This is a genomic window from Actinoplanes sp. NPDC051513 (genome assembly GCF_044454685.1).
Lineage (GTDB): Bacteria > Actinomycetota > Actinomycetes > Mycobacteriales > Micromonosporaceae > Actinoplanes.
Genome location: NZ_JBITDW010000016.1, coordinates 172,065 through 187,639 on the forward strand (window position 1 = coordinate 172,065; position 15,575 = coordinate 187,639).

The 15,575-nt window shown below is 70.2% G+C and carries 12 protein-coding genes and 1 rRNA gene; 4 read left to right on the forward strand and 9 right to left on the reverse strand.

What is annotated here, in order from left to right:
• Positions 1–255: 255 nt before the first annotated feature.
• On the reverse strand, positions 256–2,364 hold the full coding sequence (locus ACIA5D_RS36290) for a VOC family protein (protein WP_396034942.1): 2,109 nt from the start codon (positions 2,362–2,364) through the stop codon (positions 256–258).
• A 152-nt stretch (positions 2,365–2,516) separates the two neighbouring features.
• Between ACIA5D_RS36290 and ndk the strand changes: the two genes are divergently transcribed.
• Both ndk and ACIA5D_RS36300 read left to right on the forward strand, forming a co-directional pair.
• Positions 2,517–2,933 (forward strand): nucleoside-diphosphate kinase, encoded by a 417-nt coding sequence (gene ndk / locus ACIA5D_RS36295; protein WP_396034943.1) that lies wholly within the window; start codon positions 2,517–2,519, stop codon positions 2,931–2,933.
• Between the two features lie 4 nt (positions 2,934–2,937).
• Positions 2,938–5,922 (forward strand): alpha-mannosidase, encoded by a 2,985-nt coding sequence (locus ACIA5D_RS36300; RefSeq protein ID WP_396034944.1) that lies wholly within the window; start codon positions 2,938–2,940, stop codon positions 5,920–5,922.
• Here ACIA5D_RS36300 and ACIA5D_RS36305 read toward each other — a convergent pair.
• The 4 genes from ACIA5D_RS36305 to ACIA5D_RS36320 are packed head-to-tail and all read right to left on the reverse strand — an operon-like array spanning position 5,890 to position 9,499.
• Entirely contained in the window at positions 5,890–6,717 is an 828-nt protein-coding gene (locus ACIA5D_RS36305) for an ABC transporter permease (protein WP_396034945.1), read from the reverse strand. The genes ACIA5D_RS36300 and ACIA5D_RS36305 overlap by 33 nt on opposite strands.
• On the reverse strand, positions 6,714–7,484 hold the full coding sequence (locus tag ACIA5D_RS36310) for an ABC transporter permease (protein WP_396034946.1): 771 nt from the start codon (positions 7,482–7,484) through the stop codon (positions 6,714–6,716). The genes ACIA5D_RS36305 and ACIA5D_RS36310 overlap by 4 nt, the downstream gene beginning before the upstream one ends.
• 13 nt (positions 7,485–7,497) lie before the next feature.
• Positions 7,498–8,475 carry an ATP-binding cassette domain-containing protein gene (locus ACIA5D_RS36315; protein ID WP_396034947.1) on the reverse strand — a complete coding sequence of 326 codons (978 nt, stop codon included), beginning with the start codon at positions 8,473–8,475 and terminating at the stop codon, positions 7,498–7,500.
• Between the two features lie 28 nt (positions 8,476–8,503).
• Complete coding sequence (locus tag ACIA5D_RS36320; RefSeq protein ID WP_396034948.1) at positions 8,504–9,499, reverse strand: ArsR/SmtB family transcription factor; 996 nt, start codon at positions 9,497–9,499, stop codon at positions 8,504–8,506.
• Between the two features lie 59 nt (positions 9,500–9,558).
• Here ACIA5D_RS36320 and ACIA5D_RS36325 point away from each other — a divergent pair, with 59 nt between their 5' ends.
• Positions 9,559–9,711 carry a hypothetical protein gene (locus tag ACIA5D_RS36325; RefSeq protein ID WP_396034949.1) on the forward strand — a complete coding sequence of 51 codons (153 nt, stop codon included), beginning with the start codon at positions 9,559–9,561 and terminating at the stop codon, positions 9,709–9,711.
• Between the two features lie 162 nt (positions 9,712–9,873).
• Here ACIA5D_RS36325 and ACIA5D_RS36330 read toward each other — a convergent pair whose 3' ends face one another.
• From ACIA5D_RS36330 to ACIA5D_RS36340, 3 genes are read right to left on the reverse strand one after another with little or no spacing between them, the layout of a single operon-like run.
• Entirely contained in the window at positions 9,874–10,314 is a 441-nt protein-coding gene (locus tag ACIA5D_RS36330) for a DUF4233 domain-containing protein (protein WP_396034950.1), read from the reverse strand.
• Positions 10,311–11,636 (reverse strand): bifunctional folylpolyglutamate synthase/dihydrofolate synthase, encoded by a 1,326-nt coding sequence (locus tag ACIA5D_RS36335; protein WP_396034951.1) that lies wholly within the window; start codon positions 11,634–11,636, stop codon positions 10,311–10,313. The genes ACIA5D_RS36330 and ACIA5D_RS36335 overlap by 4 nt, the downstream gene beginning before the upstream one ends.
• 14 nt (positions 11,637–11,650) lie before the next feature.
• A complete protein-coding gene (locus ACIA5D_RS36340; RefSeq protein ID WP_396034952.1) occupies positions 11,651–14,290 on the reverse strand; it encodes a valine--tRNA ligase in 2,640 nt (879 codons plus the stop codon).
• Positions 14,291–14,451: 161 nt separating this feature from the next.
• Between ACIA5D_RS36340 and ACIA5D_RS36345 the strand changes: the two genes are divergently transcribed.
• Positions 14,452–15,114, forward strand: a complete 663-nt coding sequence (locus ACIA5D_RS36345) for a hypothetical protein (RefSeq protein ID WP_396034953.1) — start codon at positions 14,452–14,454, stop codon at positions 15,112–15,114.
• Positions 15,115–15,485: 371 nt separating this feature from the next.
• Here the strand turns inward: ACIA5D_RS36345 and rrf are convergent.
• Positions 15,486–15,575, reverse strand: a 5S ribosomal RNA gene (rrf, locus tag ACIA5D_RS36350); the annotation flags it as partial.

Genomic DNA, 15,575 nt, shown 5'->3' on the forward strand with positions numbered 1-15,575 from the left:
CAAACAGTTCACGTCTCGTGGACTGCGAGGACGAGCGTGTTCCGCCCGCGGTACCACCTCGCTTGGCAGGTCTGACCCTGCCCGCTCATTCGCCGGCTGACGCGCGTGCCGATCCGCCCGGTTCTACTGGGACCTCGTCGAGGCCCGTTCTTCCGGAGGCTCCCCGGTGATGGCCGGTTCAAACGCCTGCGCTCTGCCAACGATACCGGCCGCCTCCGGATTCCCTCATCCGCATTCCCCGTCAGCGCGGTGCCGTCAGCGGATGGCCCGCCACTGGGTGATCGCGATGTTGTGATCGTCCGGGTCGCGGAACGTGGCCGACCACAGCTCCAGCCGATCCCCCCGGTTCACCGGCTGAGGCGGATGCACGAACGGCACACCCTTCTCCACGAGCTCGGCGTACACGGCCTCGACGTCACCGACCTCGAGGTTCAGGAAGATCAGCCGCCCGGCCTCGGCCGACAGCCCCGACACGGTCCGCAGCACCAGCCGGGTGTCCCCCGAGGCGAGAACCGCGCTCCCGTCCCCACTGTCGATCTCGTAGAACCCGAGCGTGTCGCGGTAGAACGCCACGGACCGCGCCAGATCGGTGACCAGCACCGTGATCCCGACGCCGTAGATCGCCGCCGCCGGCCCCGGCCGCGCGCTCGGATAGGCCGTGATCAGGTCGTCCGCGTGCTCGTCGGCCTCGACCGTGACGGGCGGCGGCGTAGCCCAGGGGTTCTCGTCGGCCTTGTCCGTCCCGCCGGCTTCGTGTTCGGCCTTGTCGGGATGCCCGAACTTCTTGACCGCCGCGACCGCGGCAGCGGCCATGGCTCCCGCGGCGGCCGCGGCCCCGGCGATGACCCCGGCCGAGCCGTGCTTGTCTTCTTCCGCCGCCTCGGGAACAGCCCCGTCTTCTTCCGGAGCGCCGGGAACCGCCCCAGCACCAGCCTCCGCACCGTACGCGGCACCCGCCTCCGCGTCGTGCGCGGCGTTCGACACGAACTTCGTGGCGCGCCGCCCCTCGGCCGCCGGCTCCTCCTCGACGGGCGGCGCGATCAGCCCCTCCGCCATCGCCTCTCGAGCCTCCGGGGAGGCCGTCTCCGGCGCCGGATCGGGATCACCATCGAGCGGCAGATCGATGTCGTCATGCGCCGCGGGCTCGGGCGCGGTGGGCCGTGGCGTGGACGGCTCGGGCGCCGTAGGACGCGGCGCGACCGGCTCCGGCGCGGTCGGGAAGCTCGACACCGGCGATGGCGCGGCCGCAGCCGCGGCCATCGTGGGCTCCGGCCGCCGATACGGCTCGCCCCGAGCGGGCTCGCCCACAGCGGGCTCGCCGTCTGAAGGCTCGCCTCCGACGAACTCACCCGCAGCGGATTCGCTGCCTGAAGGCTCGCCTCCGACGAACTCGCTTCGCCCAGGCTCGTCCAGCGGCACGTCCACCGGCATCGCGTCATCCTGCGGCGTGCGCGGAGGCGGTGGCGCCTCCGTCACCGGGTCATCCTGCGGCGCGCGGGAAGTCGGCGCCTCAGTCACCACGTCATCCTGCGGCGCGCGCGGAGGTGGCGGCGCCTCCGCCATCGGCTCGGCGGTGGCCGTGGCGGTGCCACCGCCACGTGGCCGCGGGCTGGGCCGCCTGCCCTCCGGGCGTCCAGCGGCAGCTCCCGCGGCAGCTCCGGCCGCGGCGGCCCGTCGAGGCAGCGGCTGCGGCACCTCTTCATGATCGACAAGCTCGCCCTCGACCACCGGCCCCGCGGGCGTGTCCCGCACGACCACGGTCTCCGCGCCCGGCGGTGGGGGCGGCTCGTCCCACTGGCTGTCCCGGGTCGTCCACGGCGGCGGGTCCACGTCGCCCAGCAGGTCGTCGTCGAGGTCGTCGACGACCTCGTCGGGCAGCTCCCCGTAGTCGGGCATCTGCGGGGGCGGCGGGTCGGCGCCCTCGTCGCGGGGCGACGCGTCGTCCCAGTTGATCCGCACCCGGCGCATGTCGTCCACGTCCACCGTGATCGGCAGCGTGTCCCCGATCATCGGCCACTTCACGACCGGCACCCGCGGCTCGCGGATGGTCACCTCGGAGGTCGGCAGGCCCGGCGCCACCACCACCGCCTGGATCTCGGCCCGCCCGTAGACGGCCGACGACGTCGGCGGCGGCGAGATCGCCTTGACCTCGGCGGAGCCGGAGACCCAGGCCCGGGCCCCGCGCCGCACCACATTGACCATGCCCAGGGCTATCGACAGCACCAGCACGGCCAGGCCGAAGAGGACCACCCCCCAGCTGGACATGCCGAGCCCCAACGCCACCACGAAGACGGCGATCGTGCCCATGACGGCCGCCACCAGCTTGCGCGCCGGTGCGATCGGACGGCCGGTCTGGTTTGCCAATGTGGACCTCCCGCTCTTTCACGTCAGGTTATTGCCCGGCGCGGTCCGAGCGGAAGTGCGGTAGTCCCGGCGTTGCCGCTCACCGGAAACTCGGTACCGATAGGCTGAATCCCGCGTGTCCGCCACCGGCATCGTTCTGAAGGAGTTCGTTCGTGACCAGCCCCGTCGAGCGTTCGCTCGTCCTCGTCAAGCCCGATGCGGTCCGCCGCGGCCTGCTGGGCGAGATCCTCGCCCGCTTCGAGCGTAAGGGCCTGGTCATCGAGGCGCTGGAGTTGCGCACGATGGATGCGACCCTGGCCGACCAGCACTACGCCGACCACGTCGAGAAGCCGTTCTACCCGCCGCTGAAGCAGTTCATGACCAGCGGCCCGCTGGCCGCCATGGTCCTGGCCGGCGACAACGTCATCGAGGTCGTCCGCACCATGATCGGCGCGACCGACGGCCGCAAGGCAGCCGCCGGCACCATCCGGGGCGACTACTCCCTGTCGAACCGGGAGAACCTGGTCCACGCCTCCGACTCCGCCGAGAGCGCGGCCCGCGAGCTGGCTCTCTGGTTCCCCAAGCTCTAGCTGAATGCACGACGACATCCCGCTCACCGTCGGACGGGCGACCCGCGTCCTCAACGAGCGCATCCGGCCCGCCATCTACACCGACAGCGTGCCGTTCGAGGTGGCGTTCCATGAGCTGGCCGGCGAGCCCATCCCGCCCGCCGACGCCCTGAAACGAGACTACGAGCCGTATGCGGTAGGCACCCCCTGGGGACCGGCCTGGAACACCACCTGGTTCCGGCTGCGCGGCCGGGTCCCGCAGGAGTGGCGCGGCCGCCGCGTCGAGGCCGTGGTCGACCTCGGCTTCGACGTCAACATGCCGGGCTTCCAGTGCGAGGCGCTGGTCTACCGCCCCGACGGCACTCCGGTGAAGTCGATCAACCCGCGCAACCAGTGGATCCCGGTGGACGACGAGACGGTCGAGCTCTATCTGGAGGCCGCCGCCAACCCGGTGCTGCTCGCCTACCACCCGTTCCAGCCGACCCATGAGGGCGACGTCCGCACCTCGTCCAAGAACCCGCTCTACACGACCCGGCGGATGGACCTCGCCCTGTTCGACGAGCAGGCCTACGAGTTGATGCTCGACATCGACGTGCTGCTGGAACTCCAGGCCGTCCTGCCCGCCACGGCCCCACGCCGGATGCGGATCCTGCAGGCCCTCGACGACGCCCTCGACGCGCTCGACCTGCAGGACATCGCCGGCACCGCGGCCGACGCCCGCACCCGGTTGACCGACGTGCTTGCCGCGAAGGCCGAGCACAGCGCTCACCACGTCTCGGCGATCGGTCACGCCCACATCGATTCGGCCTGGCTCTGGCCCGTACGCGAAACCATCCGCAAGGTCGCTCGCACGGCGACCAATATGACCGAGCTGATGCAGCTCGACCCCGATTTCATGTACGGCATGTCCAGCGCGCAGCAGTACGCCTGGCTCAAGCAACACCGCCCTGAGGTCTGGGAGCAGGTCGTCGAGGCGGTGCGCGACGGTCGGTTCATCCCGCTGGGCGGCATGTGGGTGGAGAGCGACACCGTCATGCCCACCGGCGAGGCGCTGGTCCGCCAGTTCACGTACGGCCAGCGGTTCTTCCGCGAGGAGTTCGGCGTCGAGAGCCAGGGCGTGTGGCTGCCGGACAGCTTCGGCTACTCCCCCGCGCTGCCGCAGCTGATTCGCCGGGCCGGATTCCGGTGGTTCTTCACCCAGAAAATTTCGTGGAACCAGGTCAACAAGTTTCCGCACCATTCCTTCCTCTGGGAGGGCATCGACGGCTCCCGGGTCTTCACCCACTTCCCGCCGATGGACACCTACAACTCGCAGCTCTCCGGGGCCGAGCTGGCCAAGGCCACGTCGCAGTTCCGGGAGAGCCGGGTCGCGTCGGGCTCACTCGCGCCGGTGGGCTGGGGCGACGGCGGAGGCGGCACCACCCGCGAGATGACCGGCCGCGCGGCCCGGCTGCGCGACCTCGAAGGCAGCGCGACGGTTCGCTGGGAGCACCCGAACGACTTCTTCGACCGGGCCCGCGCCGAGCTGCCGCACCCGCCGGTCTGGGTCGGCGAGCTCTACCTCGAACTGCACCGGGCCACGCTGACCAGCCAGCACCGCACCAAGCAGGGCAACCGGCGCAGCGAGCACCTGCTGATCGAGGCCGAGTTGTGGGCCGCGACCGCCGCGATCCGGGCCGGCCACGCGTACCCGTACGAGAAGATCGACGAACTGTGGCGCGAGGTGCTGCTGCACCAGTTCCACGACATCCTGCCGGGCACGTCGATCGCCTGGGTGCATCGCGAGGCCGTGGCGACGTACGCGAAAATCCGCGAAGCGGCCGAGAAACTCATCGCCGAAGCGCAACGCGCGCTGATCGGCGAGGGCGACCGCGAGATCGCGCTGAACCCGGCGCCGTTCGCGCGCGACGGCATCGCGGGGCTGTCCGCAGGCTTTCCGCAGAAGCCCCGAAAGCTCCAAAAGCAAAAGGGCAACGTGCTCTCGAACGACATCGTCGAAGTGACCGTTTCGGACGAGGGCCTGATCACGAGCGCGGTCGACCTCGCGACCGGGCGCGACGCCATCGCCGCCGGTCAGGAGGGAAATCTGCTGCAGCTGCACCAGGACTTCCCGAACGCCTGGGACGCCTGGGATGTCGACCGCTATTACCGCAACCGGGTGACCGATCTGCGCGATGTCGAGAAAATGGAGTTCACCGAGGATGCGAAGGGCGCGCACGTGACGATCGTGCGGGCATTCTCGAAGTCGCGGGTCACGCAGACGCTCACCCTCGAACCGGGCAGCCGGGTCTTGAGAATCGATCAGGAGACCGACTGGAACGAGACCGAGAAATTCCTGAAGGTCAAATTCCCGTTCGACGTACGAGCGGAGCACGTCGCCGCCGAAACCCAGTTCGGCTACCAGAAGCGCGTCACGCACACCAACACCAGCTGGGAAGCGGCCAAGTTCGAGGCATCCATGCACCGGTTCGTGCTCGTCGAGGAGCCCGGCTTCGGCGCGGCGCTGGTCACCGACTCGACGTACGGCTACGACCTGACCCGCGACTCGGTGGACGGGGAGATCACCACGACGGTCCGGCTTTCGCTGCTGCGGGCGCCGCGCTTCCCCGACCCCGACACCGACCAGGGCCGCCAGACCTGCTCCTACGGCCTGGTCATCGGCGCCGGCGTCGCGGAGGCCACCGCGGAGGGCATCGCGATGAACCTGCCGCTTCGCCAGGTCACCGGCGATCACGGCTTCGACCCGCTGGTGTCGGTGGAGGGCGAGGGCATCCTCATCTCCGCGGTGAAGCTGGCCGATGACCGCAGCGGCGACCTGATCGTCCGCGTCTACGAGTCGCTGGGCCGGCGGGCCGCGGGGACCCTGCGCGCCAACTTCGCCGCGGGCCGAGCCCAGACGACATCCCTGCTCGAACGGCCGGAGGGCCCGGCCGACCTGACGCTTCATCTGACTCCCTTCGAGGTGCGCACCATCCGGCTAGAGCATGTCGAGACTGGCCGTCCGGCGTGACTCGGTCTCGAACACCTTGAGCAGCACCGCCGCCAGCACGGCATAGCCGAGACCGACCAGCGCCTCCCGGCCCAGCGAGGGCGCGGCCGCCGCCAGGCCGCGCCCCGCCGCCAGTTGCCGGGCCGCCTCCGCGGCGTGCGTGATGGGCAGGAACTGCCCGACCGTCACCATCCAGTCCGGCAGCGATTCGCGTGGCACGTTCACCCCGGTCAGCAGGAGCAGCAGCGCCACCGAGACGTTCGAGATCACCCACACGTCGCGGAAACGCAGACCCAGCGCGCCCAGCGTGAGCCCGAAGAACGCGCACGCCAGCGAGCCGGCCGCCATCGCCAGCAGCAGCCCCGGCAGGGCCGGGACCGGCACCCGCAGGCCGAGCAGCCCCGCGCTCACACCCAGCGTGACCACCGCGATGAGCAGCCCGTTCCCCGCGTACGGCAGCGCCCGTCCGAGGAACACGACGGTGCGGCTCCGCGGCGAGAGCAGCACGTGCCCGAGCGTCCCGTACCGGCGCTCGTTGCCGACCGCGAGCGTTCCGCCGAAGACGCAGGCGATCGAGGCGGTCAGCACCGCGTTGCCGACGATGTAGAACCGGTCGTCGGCCACCTGCAACTGCCGGCCCAGGTACGCGAAGAACAGCAGCTGGAACAGCGGGCCGACCAGCAGGGTGCCCACGAAGATCGCGGGCCGGGTCCAGTTGAAGAGGGCGCGGTACGCGATCACGCCGCCCACGATCACCAATCGGAGGGTCTTCAGTCCGGTCAAGGGTGGCGGCGGGGTGGTTGGACTGGGCGTCATGCCAGCGCCAAGGTTGCGGCCGCGCGAGCGCGGCGTTCGACGTACGTGAGCGAGATCGAGCCGAAGGCGAGGCAGACCAGGCTGATCCCCAGGCAGACGGCGACGGACGGCCAGACCGGACCGCCGGTTGTCGCCTCGCGCAACGCGCGGGCGCCCCAGGTGGTGGGAAGCACCGCCGCGATCGGCCCGGTCCAGGCCGGCAGCACGGTGATCGGCACGAGCATGCCGCTGACCAGCCAGATCGGGTACTCGAGGGTGTTGGTCAGCGCGTTCGCGTTGCGCATCAGCACGAACGTGGAGGCGAGCAGCAGGCCGAACATGCCGAGCGCGACGATGCAGACCACCGCGGCCACCACGAACGCGAACGGATGCGCGAAGGCGAGCCGGATGCCGTACAGGACGCGACCCCACGCCAGCGTCGCGAGCAACGCGTAGGTGCCGGTCAGCCCGGTCGCGATGGTGATCGGCAGGATCACCAGCACGGGACGCCGCGGCGCCAGCATGATCATTTCTAGCGTGCCCTGCCAGCGCTGGTTCTGGATCGCGCCGCCCGAGCCGAACAGCACCGACGACCAGACGCCCATCAGCCCGGCCCCGACCGCCGCCTCGAGCAGCCGGTGCGGCTCCTGGCCGGCGCGGAACAGATACACCGCCAGCGTCGCCTGCACGATCGGCACGACCAGGGCGATCGTCACCTCGAACGGCGAGCGGCTCATCTGCTTGACGTGGGCGAGCGTGCCCAGCGCCAGCATGCGCACGATTCTCATGCGGCATCAGGTCTCATGCGGCGCTCACGATCGCCACGTACGCGTCCTCGAGGGTCGGCTCGCGGCTGTTGACCCGCCCGAGCCGGATGCCGGCGAGCTCGCGCAGGACATCGCCCTGCACATCGACGTGCGCGTCGGACTGCACGGTGAGCAGCTGCAGCGCACCGCGTTCCTCGATCGCGGTCTCCCGCACGCCCGGCAGCCCGCGCAGCGCCACGACCGCCGCGTCCGGCACGCCGTACGCCTCGACCTCGACCACCCGCCGGCCGTCGGCCCGGCGCCGCAGCTCGGCCGGGGTGCCCAGCGCCTGGATCTCGCCGTCGGCGATCACCGCGATCCGGTCGCAGAGCTCGTCGGCCTCGGCCATGTAGTGCGTGGTCAGCAGCACGGTCGTGCCGGCCGCGGCCAGGCCGGCGACGGTGCGCCGCAGCTCGCGCGCCGCCACCGGGTCGACCCCGATCGACGGCTCGTCGAGAAACAGAACCTCCGGCGAGTGCAGCAGACCGCGGGCGATGTGCAGCCGCTGGCGCATGCCGCGCGAGTACCCCTCGACCCGTTCCCGCTCCCGTCCGGCCAGCCCGACCAGCTCCAGCAGCTCGGCGATCCGGATCTTCTGCTCGCGCGGCGCCACCCCGTACAGCTCGGCGAAGTACCGCAGGTTGTCCAGCGCGGAGAGCCGATCGTAGAGCCCCCGGTCGCCGCCGAACACGTAGCCGATCCGGCGGCGTACCTCCCGGGTCTGCTTGACCACGTCGTGACCGCACACCCGCGCCGAGCCCGCGGTCGGCAGCAGCAGGGTGTTCAGCATCTTGATCGTGGTCGTCTTGCCGGCGCCGTTCGGCCCGAGCAGCCCGAACAGCTCCCCGCGCCCCACCGTGAAGGACACGCCGAGCACCGCGTCGACCTCGGTCCGTCTCGGCCGCAGCCACCCGGTGCGCCCCCGATACGTCCGGCGCAATTCGTCCGCCTCGATGGCGTACTCGCTTCCCATGCCGGGAACGCTAGGGCGCGGCCGAACTTCAGGAAACGAATTCGGTCGCGGCCGAATCGTCGCCGAGCAGCGTGACCAGCGCTGTCCCGGCCGGTTCCAGCCCGTAGAGCACCCGGCGCCCGGCCCGCCGCCGGTGCACGACCCCGGCCGCTTGAAGGCCGGTCAGGTGCTCGGAGACCGTGCTCGGCGCCAGCCCCAGCGTCGCCGCCAGCCCGGTCGTGGTCGCCGGCGTTTTCAAGGCCCGCAGCACCGAGGCCCGCCCCCGACCGACCAGGATCGAAAGTCGATCATCGGAGGAAGCCGGTGGCGCCGAAGCCAGCAGCGCCGACCCGCGCGCCTGATAGGTCACCATCACGATGTCCGGGTGGTCGCTCGAGCACATCAGCGCCCCGCGCGAGAAGATCAGCGGCACCAGCAGCAGCCGCTGGTTCACCGCCTCGAACGACTGCTCCAGCGGCTTGACCAGCGTGAGCACTGGCCTTTCCCACCTGATCCGCTCGTGCAATTGAGACAGCAATGCGTCCGGCCCGTCGGCCGCCAGCGCCCGCGCCCTCAGCAGCACCTCCTCATCGAGCGCCGCCCGCATCGCCGGCCAATGCGGCGCGATCGCCGCCTCCCAGTAGGCCTCGATCCCGTCCGCGAGCCGGGCCAAGACCTCCGCCCGACTTTTCAGGAAATACCGGAAATTACCCGACGGGTACCGGGGCAGCTGCTGTTCGACAACGCGAGCTGGCGTCTCCCTCAGCTGATCGAGCTGCTCCGCGAGGGTCGGCGTCGACGTCAGCGGGATCGGGCACAGAAAATCGGGCGACCGCGACGGCAACTCGAGGTAGAGGCGCACGGGCTCGGTCTCCGGTACGGTCCGCAGGATCTCCCGGGCCCGCTGCGCCCACTCGCCATACGGCCAGGGCGCGCCGTCGGGGTTGCGCTGCAGCAGGTAGAGGCTGCACACCGCCTCGGCCAGCGGACTGATCGCGATCCGCGTACGGGCCAGTGTCGGTTCATCGATCTCGATCCGGATCACGCCTTGAAGTTTAGGGAGCGGCCACCCCGGGGTCACATCCGATCGATAGGCATCAGGACATGACCTCGATCTCGCGACGCGGCCTTCTCAAGGCGGGAGCGCTCGGCATCGCCGGAAGCGCCCTGTTCGACGCGCACTCCGGCGACCTCACGGTCTACCTGCGCGATCGCGGCGGCGTCTCACTCTGGTCGACGCGTCTCAAGGCCCATTGAAACCACTATTTGGTACGGGTCGGCACGAGCCCCCGCGGCGCACGGCGACGTCCGTCGTGGCCGGGGTCCCGTGCCGCCCGTTCCGGGCTGGGCTGCCTGGCTGGTCTTCCGCACCGTGCCGGCTACGCCCGGGCCGGCCTCGCCCGGCCATCAGGTGGCGTTTCAGCCGAGAATCGTCTTGCGGACATAGGCGGCATAGGCCCACGCCCCCGCGAAGATGATGCCCAGCACGGCCAGCGACCAATGCAGCAGTCCGCACGCGATCAGCACCGCCTGGAGAACGGCGCCGGCCACCCACGCCCACGGACGGCTCATCACGCCGGCCAGCAGGATCGCCACCACCGCGAGCCCGATGACCGCGGCCACGCCCCACCCGCTGAGGTCGCCGCCCAGGATCCGGATCGGCTGAATCGCCAACAGCAGGACGACGGCCTCGAGGATCAGCGTCCCGGCGCCCAGGCCGCGCACCGCGGCCTGCGGATTACGCAACCCGGAACGCCGCGTCGCGCCTTCGCCCTCGGCCGGTGTCACGCCCTCGCCCGGTTCGCCGCCGGTCATCGCTTCCGCCGGTGTCACGCGTTCGCCGGGCTCGCCGCCGGTCATCGCTTCAGCAGTTTCCGGGCGTCCGCGACCGTGACGACCGAGCCGGTGATCAGCACCGCGACACCGCTCAGCTCGCCCGACGAATCCTCCTCGGCGAGCACCACGGCCTCCTCGATCGCGTCCGGCATGGTCTCGGCCACCGTCACCCGGTCTTCGCCGAAGATGTCGGTGGCCAGCTGGGCCAGCTCGTTCAGCGGCATCGACCGCGGCGAGCTGTTCTGCGTGACCACGATCCGCGCGGCCACCGGCTCGAGCAGGTCGAGCAGGCCGGACACGTCCTTGTCGCCGAGCACCGCCACCACCGCGACCAGGTGCCGGAAGTGGAACTCCTCCTCCACCGCACTCACCGCGGCGGCCATGCCGTGCGGGTTGTGCGCGCCGTCGAGCAGGATCGTCGGCGCGCTGCGCACCCGCTCGAGCCGGCCCGGCGAGTCGACCCGGGCGAATCCCTCGCGCACCAGCTCGAGCTCGAGCTGCTTGTCCTTGCCGGCACCGAGGAACGCCTCGACCGCGGCCAGCGCGACCGCCGCGTTCTGCGCCTGGTGCGCCCCGAAGAGCGGCAGGAAGATCTCGTCGTAGATGCCGCCGAGCCCCTGCAGCGTGAGCTGTTGCCCGCCGACGGCCTGGATGCGCTCGACGACGCCGAACTCGCTGCCCTCGCGCGCGACGGTCGCCCCCATCTCGGCGGAGCGCTCGAGGATCGGCCGCATGGCCTCCTCGGTCTGCAGCGCCGAGATCACCGTGGCGCCCTTGTGGATGATGCCGGCCTTGGCCCAGGCGATGTCCTCGATGGTGTCGCCGAGCCACTCGGTGTGGTCAAGCCCGATCGGGGTCATCACCGCGACCCCGGCCTCGATCACATTGGTCGCGTCGTCCTCGCCGCCGAGGCCCACCTCGACCACCGCGATGTCGACCGGGGCGTCCGCGAAGGCCGAGTACGCCATCGCGGTGGTCATGTCGAAGTAGGTGAGCGGCTCGCTGTTGCGCGCGTCGATCAGCGCGGCGAGCGGCGCGACCTCGTTGTACGTGTCGACCAGCCGCTCCTCGGAGATCGGCTCGCCGTCGAGGCTGATCCGCTCTTGGACCGTCTCGAGGTGCGGGCTTGTATACCGGCCCGTGTGCAGGCCATGCGCCCGCAGCAGCGCGTCGATCATCCGGGCCGTGCTGGTCTTGCCGTTGGTTCCGGTCAGGTGGATGGCCGGGTATGCCCGCTGCGGGCTGCCCAGCACGTCCATCAGGTCTTTGATCTTGCGGAGGTCGAAGACCATGCGGGTGAAGCCGCGCTGCTCCAGCGCGGCCACCACCTCGTCGTACTCGCTCATCCTGATTTCCTTAGTCACACTGTCGGCAACGCCGCGAGCGCCGCCGCAATTCGCGTGAGATCGGCCTCGGCCGCGATCAGGCGGTCTTTGATCTTCGCCACGACCTGCTCGGGCGCCTTGCTCAGGAACGCCTCGTTGTCGAGCTTGGCGCGGGCCTGGGCCGTCTCCTTCTCGGCGGCGGCGCGGTCCTTCTCGAGGCGGGCCCGCTCGGCCGCGACGTCGATCGTGCCGCGGGTGTCGAGGTCGACCGTGATCCCGCCGGTGACCGCGAGGGTCGCCGTGGCGGTGAAGCCGGCGGCCGGCTTGTCGAGCCGGGCCAGCGAGCGGATCAGCGTCTCGTGCGTGTCGATGCCGACGTTGCCGAGGCCGGTGAGCGCCGCGGTGACCCGCTGGGTGGGCTTGAGGCCCTGGTCGGAACGGAACCGGCGAACCTCGGTCACGACCTTCTGCAGCGCGGCGAGCTCGTCCTCGGCGGCGTCGTCGATCAGCTCCTTGTCGGCCGTCGGCCAGGCCGCCTTTGTCACCGTCTCGCCGCCGGTCAGGGCGATCCACAACTCTTCGGTGACGAACGGGATGACCGGGTGCAGCAGGCGCAGCAACTGCTCGAGGACGTGCCCCAGCACCCGCCGCGCCTTCGCGGCCTCGGCGTCGTCGCCCGCCAGCACCGGCTTGCTGAGCTCGAGGTACCAGTCGCAGACGTCGTCCCAGGCGAAGTGGTAGAGCGTGTCGCAGACCTTCGCGTACTCGTACGTCGCGAACTGCTCGTCCACCTCGGCGATCACATGCTGCAGCCGGGAGAGGATCCACTTGTCGATCGCGGAGAGCTCGTCGGTCGCCGGCAGCGGGCCGTCGATCGTCGCGCCGTTCATCAGCGCGAAGCGGGTCGCGTTCCAGAGCTTGTTGCAGAAGTTGCGCGAGCCCTGGCACCACTCCTCGCTGATCGGCACGTCGGAGCCGGGGTTGGCGCCGCGGGCCAGCGTGAAGCGGGTGGCGTCGGCGCCGTATCGGTCGATCCAGTCGAGCGGGTCGACCACGTTGCCGAACGACTTCGACATCTTCTTGCCGTGCCCGTCGCGGACCATGCCGTGCAGGTTGACCACGTCGAACGGCTGGACGTCATCCATCGCGTACAGCCCGAACATCATCATCCGGGCGACCCAGAAGAACAGGATGTCGTAGCCGGTGACCAGCACGCTGGTCGGGTAGAACGTCGCAAGCTCGGCGGTCTGCTCGGGCCACCCCATCGTCGAGAAAGGCCAAAGAGCAGAGGAGAACCAGGTGTCGAGTACGTCTTCGTCCTGCTTCCACCCGTCACCCGTGGGCGGTTGCTCGTCGGGGCCGACGCAGACGACCTCGCCGTCCGGCCCGTACCAGACCGGGATGCGGTGTCCCCACCACAGCTGACGCGAGATGCACCAGTCGTGCATGTTGTCGACCCAGGCGAAGTACCGCTTGGCGAGCTCGGCCGGCTCGATCGTGACCCGGCCGTCGCGCACCGCGTCACCGGCCGCCTTGGCCAGCGGCCCGGTGTTGACGAACCACTGGAGCGACAGCCGCGGCTCGACGGTCGTCTTGCAGCGCGAGCAGTGACCCACCGAGTGCAGGTAGGGCCGCTTCTCGGCGACTATGCGGCCCTGCTCGCGCAGCGCGTCGACGATGGCGGGGCGAGCCTCGTACCGATCGAGGCCCTCGAACGGCCCCGGGACGGTGATGACCGCGCGCTCGTCCATGATGGTCAGGCTCGGCAGACTTTGCCGCTGGCCGATCTCGAAGTCGTTGGGGTCGTGGGCCGGGGTCACCTTGACCGCGCCGGTGCCGAACGACGGGTCGACGTGCTCGTCGGCCACGATCGGGATGCGCCGCCCGGTGAGCGGCAGCTCCACCTCGGTGCCGACCATGTGCTTGTAGCGCTCGTCGTCGGGGTGAACGGCCACGGCGGTGTCGCCCAGCATCGTCTCGGCCCGGGTGGTCGCGACCACGATGGAGTTGTCGCCGTCGCCGTACCGGATCGAGACGAGCTCGCCCTCGTCGTCGGTGTGCTCGACCTCGATGTCGCTGAGCGCGGTGAGGCAGCGCGGGCACCAGTTGATGATCCGGTTGGCGCGGTAGATCAGCTTGTCGTCGTAGAGCCGCTTGAAGATGGTCTGCACGGCCCGCGACAGGCCCTCGTCCATCGTGAACCGCTCGCGGCTCCAGTCGACGGAGTCGCCGAGCCGGCGCATCTGCCCGAGGATCGCGCCGCCGGACTGCGCCTTCCACTCCCAGACCTTCTCGACGAACTTCTCGCGGCCCAGGTCGTGCCGGGACAGCCGCTGCGAGGCGAGCTGCCGCTCCACCACGTTCTGCGTGGCGATGCCGGCGTGGTCCATGCCCGGCAGCCACAGCACCTCGTAGCCCTGCATCCGCTTGAGGCGGGAAAGGGTGTCCTGAATCGTGTGGTCGAGCGCATGCCCCACATGCAGCGAGCCCGTCACGTTGGGCGGCGGAATCACGATCGAGAACGCCGGCTTGTCACTGGCCGGGTCGGCCGTGAAGTAGCCCGCGGATACCCACGTCTCGTACCGCCGCTGCTCTACCTCGCCCGGCTGGTACTGGGCGGAGAGGCCACCGGTGGGCCGGCTGTCGGGGGTGCGTGCTTGGGTCGTCTCGGTCACCCGACAAGTCTACGGAGCCGCGCCCGGAACCCCGAATTCGCACCTCCTCCTGTGGATAACCGTGAGGGTTGTTCGGCGCGGTGGAGACCACGCCGCCCAACCTGCGGCAAGGTGCAGCTCAAGGTAGGCCCCGGACAACCCTCAGTTGCTAGGCTCGCGCAATGTCCGACGCCCCGCCCGACGACTCCCCCATTGAAATCGGCGCCATCGAGCTGACCCGCGATCAGCCGGCGGAGGAGCGCGAGAAGCAGCCGGAGGGCGGCCGGCGCTCCCGTGTCCGCCTGTTGCTGCTGACCGCGCTCCTGGTCGTCGCCCTGGCGGGCGCCGGCGTCCTGGCTTACACGGGCTGGCAGATAGTCACCCAGAAGGACGCCACCCTGACCGCACCCACCCAGGTAGGCACCCTGACCCTGGACACCTCGGAAGAGGCCAGGTCCACCGCCGACTACCTGCAAACCGCGGTAGCCGCCGAGATCGACCTCGACAAGACCATCGGCGCCGTCTACAAAGACAGCCCCGGCACCGGCAAAGATGTCCTCCTCTTCGGCGGCACCACCCTTTTCTGGACCCCGGAAAACGACCTGGACACCGCCTTCACCCTCATCTCCGACAACGAGGGCGACGTAACCAACCTCCACGACGTAGACCCCGGCGCCCTGGGCGGCACCATGAAATGCGGCACCACCAAGTCAGACGCCGGCGACCTCACAGTCTGCGGCTGGTCCGACCACGGCTCCTTAGCCCTGGCCATGTTCAACAACCGCCCCGAAACCGAAGCGGCCCCCCTACTACGCCAAATCCGAGAAGCAACCGAATCCCGCTGAACCCCAAACAGCCGAAGCCCGAAGCCGCAGCCGCCAGCACTTGGTTTTCGGCTACCAGGAGACCCGTAGGACGCCGCCGGACTCCCCCCAACATGGTCAAAGCCCGCCCCGGCGGAGACCCGTAGGACGCCGCCGGACTCCCCCAACATGGTCAAAGCCCGCCCCGGCACAAGCCGGCGGCGGGCTTAGTCGTCCAGTTCCCGCGGGATTGATGATCGCCTTGCAAGGTTGTGGGCGGGGGATGGCCCACGGAGGGACCAAGCCTGACCGCCCGGAGTGGGCCATCCCCCGCCCACAACCGTCCCACCGCAAGAAAGCCCCGAAAATGCACGAAAGCCCGCCCCATTCGGGGCGGGCTTTCGTTAAGTTGAGTCCGGCGGCGTCCTACTCTCCCACACCCTCCCGAGTGCAGTACCATCGGCGCTGGAGGGCTTAGCTTCCGGGTTCGGAATGAGACCGGG